This window comes from Neorhizobium puerariae (assembly GCF_042429745.1).
In the GTDB taxonomy this organism is placed as follows: Bacteria; Pseudomonadota; Alphaproteobacteria; order Rhizobiales; family Rhizobiaceae; genus Neorhizobium; species Neorhizobium puerariae.
On sequence record NZ_JBHMAA010000014.1, the window covers coordinates 184693 to 197289 of the forward strand.

The following is a 12597-nucleotide window of genomic DNA, read 5'->3' on the forward strand; positions in this document are numbered from 1 at the left end:
GGCTTTTCCGTTTTCCGTTCATGGGAAGCGTCGGGCAAGACGGCTTCAGCGGCAGGTTCGGAGGTCTCGTCTTTCGGCGCAGTAACGGGTGGTACAAGAGAGAACGCGTCAGGCCGGTTGCGTGACAGCTCCAGGCTGGTCTTCGGCTTCATCTTCCACGAGGATTCCGCTCGTTCTCAGAAGCGAGGTGAAGCGTCCGCCGCTTCTGCTCAGTTCGTCGTAGCTGCCCATCTCGGCAATGCGGCCGTTGTCGAGGAAGATTACCTTGTTGGCATCCCGGATGGTCGACAGCCGGTGGGCGATGATGAAGGTCGTGCGGTTCTGGCGCAGGCGGTCGATTGCAGCCTTCACGCGGGCTTCGGTTTCGACGTCAAGGGCGCTGGTGGCCTCGTCGAGAACCAGGATCGGCGCGTTCTTGAGGATGGCGCGGGCGATCGCGATACGCTGGCGCTCCCCGCCGGACAGGCGGTTGCCGCGTTCGCCGACAGACGTGTCGTAGCCGGTAAGCCGGCTTTCGATGAAGTCGGTCGCGGCAGCGGCCTCCGCCGCCCTGGCGATTTCCTCCTCGGTGGCTCCTTCACGTCCGAGACGGATGTTCTCGCTGATCGAGCGGTTGAGAAGGCCGGCATCCTGGAAGACCGTGGCGAGGGACTGGCGCAGCGATTTGCGGGTCACGGTGCCGATATCGATGCCGTCGATAAGGATTTTCCCCTGCTGGGGGTCGTAGACGCGCTGCAGGAGATTGATGAGCGTCGTCTTGCCGGCTCCGGTGGGGCCGACGATCGCGACCGTTTCGCCCGCCTTGGCCGTGAAGGAGATGTCGTGAACGCCCTGGCTCGTATTGGCAAAACCGAACGAGACGTCGCGGAATTCAACCTCGCCGCGGACATTGCCGAGTTCACGCGCATCCGCCGGCTCGGCACGTTCCTCGACCGAATCCTCGAGCACGAAGAAGTCTTCGAGCTTGGCGCGTGCTTCGAAGATCTGCGTGGCGAACTGGCGCAGGAGGTCGAGGCGGCCGATGAGAAGGTTTGCGAAGCCGATGAATGCGACGACGTCGCCGACGCGCAATTGCCCCTGCTGCACCAGGACGGTGCCGATGACGAGGATGACGCCCATGGACACCGTCGACGCGGTGCGATTCAGCGCACCGGCAAGCGCCCACCAGTCGAGCACGGGATATTGGGCGGCCAGCAGATCCTTGGTATAATCCTTGAGCGCCTTGGTTTCGGCCTCGATGCGGTTGTAACTGTGCAGCACCGAGACATTGCTGATCGAATCGCTGACATGCGAAAAGACCGTGTGGTAGTGGCTTTCCACGGAGGCCTGTCCCTCCTTGGTACGGTTCATCACCGTCACGCCGATGATCCAGTAAAGAACGCTCAGCACGAGCAGGACGAGGCTGAGCCGCCAGTCCATGGAAATGGCGGTCGGAACGAGGAGGATGAGCGCCACCGCCGTCGCAAGATGGGTGCGCATGAATTCGAGCCACAGGCCGAACAGGCTTTCGGCCGCGCGCAGCAGGGTATGCAGGGCGTTGGACGTGCCACGCTGGTGGTGCCAGGCAAGCGGCATGGAAATGATGCGCCCGAAAGCCTCCGTCAGGAGCGACGCCCTGCGTCCGTGGGCGAGCCGGTCGGCCTCACGGGCGACCAGCACATAGGCGACGGTATTGAAGACACCGAAGCCGGCCCATAACGTGAGCACCGGCGCGACGGGGCTGCCGGAGGAAATGGCATCGATGATCCGGCCGAAAAGAATCGGTTCGGCAATGGTAATGATGGCAAGCACGATATTGGCGATGACGACGGCGGTTACCCGCCACTTGTTCTTCGCCAGATACTTGAGAGCCCGTGCGTAAACCTGAAACAGCGTCAACTGGCGCAACCTCGTTGATATGGAGCCGCCACCGCGGCATGACCCGGAATCTAGAGACCGGAAACGGCAATTCCGCGACGGAAACAATCCTCTTCTGCCAGAAATGTTTCACAAAGGGCAAGACTTGGCGAAAATTGCATCGAGGCGGCTTGAGGCGCTCTCCTCACGAAACAGTCAAGGGCTAGATTTTGCCGTATACCTTCAACGAATGATAACTATGCTAGTTAAATATGGGGTAAGGAACTCACTGAATTTTAACGAAAAGAGACCGGGCAGGCATGTCAGAGGGGACAGTTTTGAATATTCATCTGATCGTGCAACTTCTGGTACTCGTAGGGGAGATCAAGACCGAAGCGGAGTTGACGGCCGAGCTCGAATCCCTCCTGAAGGCCTATGGTTTCGAATATTACGGCGTGCTTATCCAGTTGCGCCCCAATCAGGACCCGATGAGCATGGTCGTGGCCAGCCGGTGGCCCGAAGGCTGGCCGGAGATTTACCTTGGCCGCAAATATGTTCTTATCGATCCGACCATCCGGATGCTCAGCATGACCCAGAGGCCGTTCCGCTGGCGTGATGCGGTCTTTGCGTTGAGGAACGATCCCCACCGGCAACGCATGCAGCGGATGATGCAGGAGGGCGTTCGCTATGGTCTTCAGGACGGGTATATTCTTCCCGTGCACGGCCGGAACGGATTGCTTGGCCACATGACGGTCGGCGGCCGCCCTGTCGATCTTTCCCCTGCGGAGATGGCGCTTTTCGATGCCGCGGCCAAGAAGGTGTTCTGGAGATTTGCGGAACTGCGGGGACAGGCGGAAGAGCTGGAGGCCGTCGCCCAGGTGGATACCCAGCTTACGCGCCGCGAAATGGAAGTCATCGTCCTGCTTGCCGATGGCCTGACGTCCAACGAGATCGCCAAATCGCTCGACATATCGAGCCATACGGTGGACTGGTACATCAACGGGCTGCAGGAAAAGCTGAGGGCCAAGAACCGGCAGCATGTCGTGGCTTCCGCCTTTCGGCTTGGCCTTGTCATCTGATCGGGCGGTTTCAGGCCCCGTGACATAAATTTGACATCTGTCTTTCCAGACAAATTGCGCTTGCTCTCTGAAGACGATATTGCTTTCCTCGCAGTGCAGCATTTTTTTCTCGATGGCACCTGGGGAGGTCGTCTTGCCGATATCGAAGCTACTTGTTGCCAACCGTTCCGAGATTGCGATCCGCGTGTTCCGCGCGGCGAACGAGCTTGGAATCAGGACGGTCGCGATCTGGGCGGAGGAGGACAAGCTCTCGCTTCACCGCTTCAAGGCGGACGAGAGTTATCAGGTGGGGCGTGGCCCACATCTCTCGAAGGACATGGGTCCGATCGAGAGCTACCTTTCCATTTCCGAGATCATTCGCATCGCGAAGCTTTCCGGCGCGGATGCGATCCATCCCGGCTACGGTCTTCTGTCGGAAAGTCCCGAGTTCGTGGAGGCCTGCAACGATGCAGGTATCACGTTCATCGGGCCGACCGCCGAGACGATGCGCCAGCTCGGCAACAAGGTCGCAGCCCGCAACCTGGCGATCTCGGTGGGCGTTCCGGTCGTGCCGGCAACCGAGCCGCTGCCGGACGACATGGCGGAAGTGGCCAGGATGGCGGCGACGATCGGCTATCCCGTCATGCTCAAGGCATCCTGGGGCGGCGGCGGCCGCGGCATGCGCGTCATCCGCTCCGAAGCCGACCTTGCCCGCGAAGTGACGGAGGCCAAGCGCGAGGCGATGGCCGCATTCGGCAAGGACGAGGTCTATCTGGAGAAGCTCGTCGAACGCGCCCGCCATGTGGAAAGCCAGATCCTGGGCGACACCCACGGCAATGTCGTGCATCTGTTCGAACGCGACTGTTCGATCCAGCGGCGCAACCAGAAGGTCGTGGAGCGGGCTCCGGCCCCCTATCTTTCCGAAGCGCAGCGCCAGGAACTGGCCAGCTATTCGCTGAAGATCGCCCAGGCGACGAACTATATCGGCGCCGGCACGGTCGAATACCTGATGGACGCCGACACCGGCAAGTTCTACTTCATCGAAGTGAACCCGCGCATCCAGGTGGAGCACACAGTGACCGAGGTCGTCACCGGCATCGACATCGTCAAGGCGCAGATACATATCCTCGAAGGGGCCGCGATCGGCACGCCGGAGTCGGGCGTGCCGGCTCAGGGCGACATCCGCCTCAACGGCCATGCGCTGCAGTGCCGCATCACGACGGAAGACCCGGAGCACAACTTCATCCCGGATTACGGCCGCATCACGGCCTATCGTTCGGCGGCCGGTTTCGGCATCCGGCTCGATGGCGGCACGGCCTATTCCGGCGCGGTGATCACCCGCTTCTATGATCCGCTGCTCGTCAAGGTGACGGCGTCGGGATCGACGCCGCAGGAAGCGATCAGCCGCATGGACCGGGCGCTTCGCGAATTCCGCATCCGCGGGGTCGCGACGAACCTGACCTTCCTCGAAGCGATCATCGGCCATCCGAAGTTCCGCGACAATTCCTATACGACGCGGTTCATCGACACGACGCCGGAGCTATTCGAACAGGTGAAGCGGGCCGACCGCGCCACCAAGCTCCTGACCTATCTCGCCGACGTGACCGTCAACGGCCATCCGGAAACCAAGGGACGGCCCATGCCCTCGCCGCAGGCGGCAAAGCCGGTCCTGCCTTACATCAACGGACCGATCCCGGAGGGCACCAAGCAGCGTCTGGATACGCTCGGCCCGAAGAAGTTCGCCGAGTGGATGCGGGGCGAGCCGCGCGTGCTGATGACCGATACGACGATGCGCGACGGGCACCAGTCGCTGCTGGCCACCCGCATGCGCACCTACGACATCGCGCGGGTCGCCGGCGTCTACGCGCGGGCGCTTCCGAACCTCTTCTCGCTGGAATGCTGGGGCGGGGCGACGTTCGACGTTTCGATGCGCTTCCTCACCGAAGACCCGTGGGAACGGCTGGCGCTGATCCGCGAGGGCGCGCCGAACCTGCTTCTGCAGATGCTGCTGCGCGGCGCGAACGGCGTCGGCTACAAGAACTACCCCGACAACGTCGTCAAATATTTCGTCCGCCAGGCGGCCAGGGGCGGTATCGACCTGTTCCGCGTGTTCGACTGCCTGAACTGGGTCGAGAACATGCGCGTGGCGATGGACGCGGTGCAGGAGGAGAACAGGCTCTGCGAGGCGGCGATCTGCTACACCGGCGACCTCACCAGTTCTGCCCGCCCGAAATACGACCTCAAATATTACGTCGCGCTGGCCGAGGAACTGGAGAAGGCCGGGGCGCACATCATCGCGCTGAAGGACATGGCAGGCCTCTTGAAGCCCGCAGCTGCGAAGGTGCTGTTCAAGGCGCTGCGCGAGGCGACCTCGCTGCCGATCCATTTCCACACCCATGACACGTCCGGCATATCGGCCGCGACGGTGCTGGCCGCCGTGGAAGCCGGGGTCGATGCGGTCGATGCGGCCATGGATGCGGTCTCCGGCAATACGTCCCAGCCCTGCCTCGGTTCGATCGTCGAGGCGCTTGCGGGGTCGGCCCGCGATCCGGGCCTCGATCCGGAATGGATTCGCCGCATCTCCTTCTATTGGGAAGCGGTTCGATCCCAGTATGCCGCCTTCGAGAGCGACCTCAAGGGGCCGGCTTCCGAAGTCTATCTGCACGAGATGCCGGGAGGCCAGTTCACCAATCTCAAGGAACAGGCCCGCTCGCTCGGTCTCGACACCAAGTGGCACAGGGTGGCGCAGGCCTATGCGGACGCCAACCAGATGTTCGGCGATATCGTCAAGGTGACGCCGTCCTCCAAGGTCGTGGGCGACATGGCGCTGATGATGGTCAGCCAGGACCTGACCGTTGCCGACGTCGAAAATCCGGCAAAGGACATCGCCTTCCCGGAATCGGTCGTCTCGATGCTGAAGGGCGATCTCGGGCAGCCGCCGGGCGGCTGGCCCGAAGCGCTGCAGAAAAAGGCATTGAAGGGCGAGCAGCCCTACACGGCGCGGCCGGGTTCGCTGCTGCCGGACGCCGACCTCGATGCGGAGCGCAAGGTGATCGAGAACAAGCTCGGCCGCAAGGTCGACGACTTCGAGTTCGCCTCCTATCTCATGTATCCCAAGGTCTTCACCGATTTTGCCCTGGCTGCGGATACCTATGGTCCCGTTTCCGTCCTGCCCACGCCTGCCTATTTTTATGGCCTCAAGGATGGCGAGGAGCTGTTCGCTGACATCGAGAAGGGCAAGACGCTGGTCGTGGTCAATCAGGCGATGAGCGGGACCGATGCGCAGGGCATGGTGACCGTGTTCTTCGAACTCAACGGCCAGCCGCGCCGCATCAAGGTGCCGGATCGTGCCCATGGCGCGTCGGGCAGCGCCGTGCGCCGCAAGGCGGAGACCGGCAATGCCGCTCATCTCGGGGCGCCGATGCCGGGTGTCATCTCAACCGTGGCCGTTTCCGCCGGCCAGTCGGTCAAGGCCGGCGACGTGCTGCTCTCCATCGAAGCCATGAAGATGGAAACCGCGCTTCACGCCGAAAAGGACGGCACGATCGCCGAAGTCCTCGTCAAGGCTGGCGATCAGATCGACGCAAAGGATCTGTTGATCGTCTATGGCGGCTGATTTCAGCCGCCATCGGCCTTGCCGCGCAACCGGCGGCCGAACCGCTCGCTGAAAATGATCAGAAGGCCGGCGCCGCCGATGAGGACGGCGCCGATCGCCACGTTGGCCGCCGGCAGATCGCCCCAGATCAGGAAGCCCAGCACGAAGGCCCAGATGAGCGCGGTATATTCGAAGGGCGCCAGAACCGAGACCGGGGCGCGCCGCATTCCCTCGAAATAGGCATATTGCGCCAGTCCGCTGAGCACGCCCACGCCGAAGAGCATGGTGGTCGTCACAAGGTCGATGTCGCGCCACTCGACGGCCAGCATGCCGCCTGTCAATACGATGAAGAAGAAGTTGGTCAGTGTCATCTGCACCATGGTCGTCTCGTGCAGGGCGGTGCGGCGCAGGAGCACGGTCGAGAAGGCCCAGAGACAGGCGGCCTGCAGGGCGAGATACACGGGCAGGGAAACCTTCAGGCCGATCGGATTGCTAGCGACGATCACGCCGACGAAACCGACGATCACCGCCACCCAGCGGGCCGGTGTCACATGCTCCCTGAGCATGGGGCCGGCAAGCAGAGTCGCGACGACGGGGGCGGCGAAATAAAGCGTCGTCAGCTCGCCGAGCTGCAACGATTTCGCCGCAGTGTAATAGGAAAGCCAGGCGGCGATGAGGAACAGGCCGCGGACCGCCATCGGCTTGACGATGCTGGACGTCGCAGCGTGATGCGCGAGCCGCGGCCCGCCGATGAAGAGGCAGCAGGCGCAGACCGTGACGCTGCGGAAAAACAGAATCTGCCAGACGGTGACCTGTTCGACCAGCAGCTTGATGACGGCGTCATGGGTGCTGAAGATAAAATAGGAGAGCGTGATCAGCAGAATGCCGATGCCATAAGGAGTTTTCAAGGAAACACCGAGCCGGATGCCGGACTGTGACCGGGCTGAAATGAATGCGAATATCGATGCCACAAACCGGAGTTCGGCGCGGGTGTCAATCTCATCCCGGACGGCTGTTCAGGTTTCCTTCAGATACAATTTGTGAGAGGGGGACGCGCTGTGGCGTGTTGCAATTTCAATCGATTTAAATAATGGTCGCGCAACCTGAAGGATTGATTTCATGGATACCCGTGCTTCCACCCGTCCCTCCGAGCCGCGCGCTTTCATCACCCGCGAGCGTGTGGGTGTGGCGCTGCTGTTCCTGATGAACGGTTTCATGGTCGGCGCCTGGGCGCCCAAGATCCCGGAGTTTGCGAGCCGTCTCGGCGTCAGCGAAAGTGCGCTCGGCCTGATGATCCTGACCTTCGGTCTCGGATCGATCGTGATGATGCCGGTCGCCGGCAGTCAGATCGCGCGTTTCGGTTCCAGCCGGGTGAGCAAGGTGGCCGCGGTGCTGCTGACGCCGACGCTGCTGCTGCTGACCTTCGTCGGCAGCGTCTGGACGGGGGCGGTGGCGATCTTCCTGTTCGGCGGCCTGCTCGGCGCCATGGACGTGGCGATGAATGCCAATGCCGTCTCGGTGGAGAAGCACATGCGCCGGTCGATCATGTCGTCCTGCCATGCCTTCTGGAGCCTCGGCGGCCTGATCGGTTCGTCGACTGGCGGTTTCCTGATCGATCATATCGGCGTTTCGGCGCATGCGATCCTCGTGACGATTGCCGCCGTGTTGATGATCGCCGCCTGCTGGCGTCTCGTGCTGCATGACGCGCCGCATCCGGACGACGAGGCCCATGCGGCCGGTCGCAGGCTGCCGCGTTCGGCGCTGCCCTGGCTGATCGGCATCATGGCGCTGTTCTGCATGATTCCCGAAGGCGCGATCCTCGATTGGGGCGCTCTCTACATGCGCAACGAGCTTGCGGCGACGGTGACGCTTTCGGGCCTTGCCTATGCGGCCTTTTCCCTCACCATGGCGACGATGCGTTTTGCCGGCGACCTGATCCGCGACCGCTTCGGCGCGGTGATGACGCTCCGGGTCTGCGCGGTCATCGCCATCCTCGGCCTGCTGCTGATCGGCTTTGCCGAGAATACGCCGATGGCGATCGCCGGTTTTGCGCTGGCCGGGATCGGTATTTCCAACATCGTGCCGATCTGCTTCTCGGCGGCCGGCAACCTGCCCGGCATGGCCGCCGGCGTCGGCCTTTCGGTCGTGACGACCATGGGGTATTCGGGCATCCTCGTCGCGCCGTCCGGCATCGGCTTCATTGCCGAGCATACCGGCCTTGCCGCGATCTTCGCCGGCCTTTCGCTGCTCATCGTCGTGGCGCTGTTCCTGTCGCCGCTTGCAAAGCATGCGGACAACGCGCATCACTAAAAAGACGTAATACGGCTTTGATAGAGGTAGGGTCGCCGCCGGGCGAAAGTATAGGCTGCGCCCGTTGACAAGATGCCGGCCATACGCCACCTGAAAGGCGCAGCTCACCACCAAGGCTTTTTTGAAGGCAACGAGAAGCTCCATGACCTCACCCGCCGATTATGATCCGAAGCCGCGTCGTGCCACTGTCGCCGTCGATGTCGGCGGCGTCATCGTCGGCGGCGGCGCGCCGGTGGTTGTCCAGTCGATGACCAATACCGATACGGCGGACGTGGATTCGACGGTGGCGCAGGTTGCCGCGCTCTACAGGGCGGGGTCCGAAATCGTTCGCATCACCGTGGACCGCGATGAAAGCGCTGCCGCCGTGCCGCAGATTCGCGAGCGGCTGCTGCGGCTCGGCATGGATGTGCCTCTGGTCGGGGATTTTCACTATATCGGCCACAAGCTGCTGGCCGATCATCCGGCCTGTGCCGAGGCGCTGGCGAAATACCGCATCAATCCCGGCAATGTCGGGTTCAAGGACAAGAAGGACAAGCAGTTCGGCGATATCGTCGAGATGGCGATCCGGTATGACAAGCCGGTGCGCATCGGCGTCAACTGGGGATCGCTCGACCAGGATCTGCTGACAACCCTGATGGACCGGAACCAGGCGGAAGGTTCGCCGCTTTCGGCCCGCCAGGTCATGCATGAGGCAATCGTCCAGTCGGCATTGATTTCGGCAGAGCTGGCGGAAAGCATCGGCCTGCCGCGCAACCGCATCATCCTGTCGGCCAAGGTCAGCCAGGTCCAGGACCTGATCGCGGTCTATTCGATGCTCGCCGACCGCTCCAACCATGCGCTGCACCTCGGTCTCACCGAGGCCGGCATGGGCTCGAAGGGCATCGTCGCTTCGTCGGCCGCCATGGGCTACGTGCTGCAGCAGGGGATCGGCGATACGATCCGCGTTTCGCTGACGCCGGAGCCGAACGGCGACCGGACGCGCGAGGTGCAGGTGGCGCAGGAACTGCTGCAGGTCATGGGTTTCCGGCAGTTCATTCCCGTCGTTGCGGCCTGTCCCGGCTGCGGCCGTACGACCTCGACGGTCTTCCAGGAACTTGCGCAGAACATCCAGAACGACATCCGCAAGAACATGCCGGTCTGGCGCGAGAAATATCCGGGCGTGGAAGCGCTGAACGTCGCCGTCATGGGTTGTATCGTCAACGGTCCGGGCGAAAGCAAGCATGCCGATATCGGCATTTCCCTGCCGGGCACCGGAGAGACCCCGGCGGCGCCGGTCTTCATCGACGGCAAGAAGGCGATGACGCTTCGCGGGCCGAATATCGCCGTCGATTTCGAGAAGCTCGTCATCGGCTATATCGAGCAGCGTTTCGGTCATCGCACGGCGGCCGAATAGGCGAATTGATGCAGCGAGGACATTGGAATGCCGTCTCGTCGCCGACGAACGGCGAGGACATGCCGCCCCTCCTCGCTATTGCCGTAATTCGTGGTAAATGAGATGTCGTCACACACGACGGGGACATCGATTTACATGCTCAAGAAAATCGCGATCGTCGCGCTTTGCGCGACCTATCTTTCCGCCTGCACGACGACCGACCCTTATACCGGCGAGCAGAAGGTTTCCAACACGGCCGGCGGCGCCGCGATCGGCGCGGGCCTCGGCGCCATCGCCGGCGCGGTGACGGGCGGGCGTCATGCAGGCCGCAACGCGCTGATCGGCGCGGGCATCGGCGCGCTCGCCGGCGGCGGCATCGGCGCCTACATGGACAACCAGGAAGCGGAACTGCGCGCCCAGCTTCAGGGCACCGGCGTTTCCGTGACCCGCATGGGCGACCGCATCATCCTCAACATGCCGTCGAACATCACGTTCGCGACCGACCAGGACCAGGTGATTCCGCCGTTCTACCGGACGCTCGATTCGGTTGCGATCGTGCTGAACAAGTTCAACAAGACTTTCATCGACGTGAACGGTCATACCGATTCGACGGGCAGCCTGCAGCATAACCAGGGCCTGTCCGAGCGTCGTGCCGCTTCCGTGGCGAATTATCTCGGGAGCCGTGGCGTCGACCAGCGCCGCATGTCGACGATGGGCTTCGGTCCGTCGCAGCCTGTCGCTTCGAATGCGACGGCCGACGGCCGGGCGCAGAACCGTCGCGTCGAAGTGGCGATCGCGCCGATCACGCAAGGATGATCCCGGAGCGATCAGGCGAGCCGTTCAGATGCGGCTCGTCAACAGCTTGAAACCGGCGACGCTGTAGAAGATGGCCATCGTGCCTTCGATCCAGCGTCGTGCGGCCTTGTAGCCGCGCAGCGCATGCGGCGTCGAAAAGAGCCATGCATAGGTGATGAAGACCGTCAGGCTCGACGACATGCAGACAGCGACGATCAGGACGATCGCCGAGGCCGGCGCGTTTTCCGGAAGTCCAAGCGAGATGATCGCGAGCCAGGCGAAAATCGCCTTCGGATTGGTCAGGTGGATCATGTAGCCGCGCAGCCAGAGCTGGCGTGCCGTGCCGTCGGCGCGGGCATTGCCGAGCATCGCCTTCGAATCCGGCAGGCGGGCGGATCTATAGGCCTTCCAGGCGAGATAGATCAGATAGAGCCCGCCGAACACTTTCAGGATTTCCAGCGCGATCGCATAATTCCGCAACAGCGCCGCAAGGCCGAGTGCGGCGGCGCAGGCCCAGGTGAACGAGCCGCTGCTGATGCCGAGCGCGGTGATCAGGCCGGCGCGACGGCCCTGCGAAATGGAAGCGCCGATGATCGCGAAATTGGCCGGGCCGGGGCTCGCGACGTTGACAAGGTAGGCGACATAGGCGGGCCACATGTAGGGCAGGTAGATCAGGATATCGGGCATGCTCTTCCCCAGGGAGGCGTCAGTTCTCTCGGCTGGCGATGAAGCGCGCCGTCTCCTGCAGAATAAGCGCTTTTTCCCCGTAGGGTGCAAGCAGCTCGACGGCTTCCGCCGTCAGCGCTTCCAGCCTTTTTTCGGCCCAGTCCATTCCGTGCAGCGCGACCAGCGTTCCCTTGCCCCGCGCGGTATCCTTGCCGGTCGCCTTGCCCATGGTGGCGGCATCGGAGGTGAGGTCGAGCAGGTCGTCCGCGAGCTGGTAGGCGAGGCCGATCTTGCGCCCGAAGGCGCGCAGCCTTTCCCGGTGCGTCGGGTCCGAACCGGCAATGACGGCGCCGGCTTCGCAGCCGAAACGCAGGAGCGCGCCGGTTTTCATCGCCTGCAATGTGGTGATGCCGGCTTCGTCCGGCGGCAATTTTTCCGCGGCGAGATCGAGCGCCTGCCCGCCGGCCATGCCGCCCAGCCCGGCAGCGCGGGCAAGCGCCAGCACGAGTTCCGTCTTCAGCCGGTCATGGAGGGCGGTTTCCGGCGCCGCGATGATGTCGAAGGCATAGGTAAGCAGGCTGTCGCCGGCCAATATGGCAACGTCATCGCCAAAGACCTTGTGTACCGTCGGTTTCCCGCGGCGCAGGTCGTCATCGTCCATGGCCGGCAGGTCGTCATGGATGAGCGAATAGCAATGCAGGCATTCAAGCGCCGCGCCGACCCGCAGCGCCGCATCTACGGGTCCGTCGAGAAGGGCGGCGCTCTCCTGCACCAGGAAGGGCCGGAGCCGTTTCCCGCCATTCAGCACCCCGTGGCGCATCGCGGCCAGGAGATGCGGCGGGCGGGTGACTTCATCGGGAAGCGGAGCGTCGGACAGCAGCGATGCAAGCAGGGCTTCCGTCTCGGTCGCACTCTGCCGCAGGCGTTTTTCGAATACCGTCTTCGTGTCTGTCATGGCCGTTGTT

Annotated in this window: 9 protein-coding genes; 5 read left to right on the forward strand and 4 right to left on the reverse strand. The window is 63.0% G+C overall.

All coding sequences use genetic code 11. The features are described 5' to 3' along the window. Window positions 1-108 precede the first annotated feature (108 nt). Window positions 109-1878, reverse strand: a complete 1770-nt coding sequence (locus ACFFP0_RS12720; protein WP_377261068.1) for a glucan ABC transporter ATP-binding protein/ permease — start codon at window positions 1876-1878, stop codon at window positions 109-111. A 296-nt stretch (window positions 1879-2174) separates the two neighbouring features. On the opposite strand from ACFFP0_RS12720, the gene ACFFP0_RS12725 reads away from it, so the two are divergent. Then, the gene (locus ACFFP0_RS12725) at window positions 2175-2915 is read left to right on the forward strand and encodes a LuxR family transcriptional regulator (RefSeq protein ID WP_377261071.1); all 741 of its coding nucleotides are present in this window, start codon (window positions 2175-2177) and stop codon (window positions 2913-2915) included. Between the two features lie 133 nt (window positions 2916-3048). After that, entirely contained in the window at window positions 3049-6510 is a 3462-nt protein-coding gene (gene pyc, locus ACFFP0_RS12730; protein WP_377261073.1) for a pyruvate carboxylase, read from the forward strand. Window positions 6511-6512: 2 nt separating this feature from the next. On the opposite strand, the gene ACFFP0_RS12735 is transcribed toward pyc, so the two are convergent. Continuing rightward, window positions 6513-7397: a DMT family transporter gene (locus tag ACFFP0_RS12735; protein WP_377261076.1), complete on the reverse strand. Its 885-nt coding sequence runs from the start codon at window positions 7395-7397 to the stop codon at window positions 6513-6515. Window positions 7398-7608: 211 nt separating this feature from the next. Here ACFFP0_RS12735 and ACFFP0_RS12740 point away from each other — a divergent pair, with 211 nt between their 5' ends. From ACFFP0_RS12740 to ACFFP0_RS12750, 3 genes are all read left to right on the forward strand, one after another. Continuing rightward, window positions 7609-8799, forward strand: coding sequence for an MFS transporter (locus ACFFP0_RS12740; protein ID WP_377261078.1), 1191 nt, complete (start codon window positions 7609-7611; stop codon window positions 8797-8799). Window positions 8800-8941: 142 nt separating this feature from the next. Next, complete coding sequence (ispG, locus tag ACFFP0_RS12745) at window positions 8942-10192, forward strand: flavodoxin-dependent (E)-4-hydroxy-3-methylbut-2-enyl-diphosphate synthase (RefSeq protein ID WP_377261080.1); 1251 nt, start codon at window positions 8942-8944, stop codon at window positions 10190-10192. 135 nt (window positions 10193-10327) lie between these two features. Continuing rightward, window positions 10328-10987: a YiaD family glycine zipper/OmpA-like lipoprotein gene (locus ACFFP0_RS12750; RefSeq protein ID WP_377261082.1), complete on the forward strand. Its 660-nt coding sequence runs from the start codon at window positions 10328-10330 to the stop codon at window positions 10985-10987. 24 nt (window positions 10988-11011) lie between these two features. Here ACFFP0_RS12750 and ACFFP0_RS12755 read toward each other — a convergent pair whose 3' ends face one another. After that, window positions 11012-11653, reverse strand: a complete 642-nt coding sequence (locus ACFFP0_RS12755) for a LysE family translocator (RefSeq protein WP_377261084.1) — start codon at window positions 11651-11653, stop codon at window positions 11012-11014. Window positions 11654-11672: 19 nt separating this feature from the next. Next, a complete protein-coding gene (locus ACFFP0_RS12760) occupies window positions 11673-12587 on the reverse strand; it encodes a polyprenyl synthetase family protein (RefSeq protein WP_377261086.1) in 915 nt (304 codons plus the stop codon). Between the last annotated feature and the right edge of the window lie 10 nt (window positions 12588-12597).

Excerpts from the sequence above, each read along its gene's own strand:
- ispG (WP_377261080.1), top strand. The coding sequence starts at position 8,942 with ATGACCTCACCCGCCGATTATGATCCGAAGCCGCGTCGTGCCACTGTC.
- ACFFP0_RS12740 (WP_377261078.1), top strand. The coding sequence starts at position 7,609 with ATGGATACCCGTGCTTCCACCCGTCCCTCCGAGCCGCGCGCTTTCATC.
- ACFFP0_RS12755 (WP_377261084.1), bottom strand. The coding sequence starts at position 11,653 with ATGCCCGATATCCTGATCTACCTGCCCTACATGTGGCCCGCCTATGTC.
- ACFFP0_RS12750 (WP_377261082.1), top strand. The coding sequence starts at position 10,328 with ATGCTCAAGAAAATCGCGATCGTCGCGCTTTGCGCGACCTATCTTTCC.
- ACFFP0_RS12760 (WP_377261086.1), bottom strand. The coding sequence starts at position 12,587 with ATGACAGACACGAAGACGGTATTCGAAAAACGCCTGCGGCAGAGTGCG.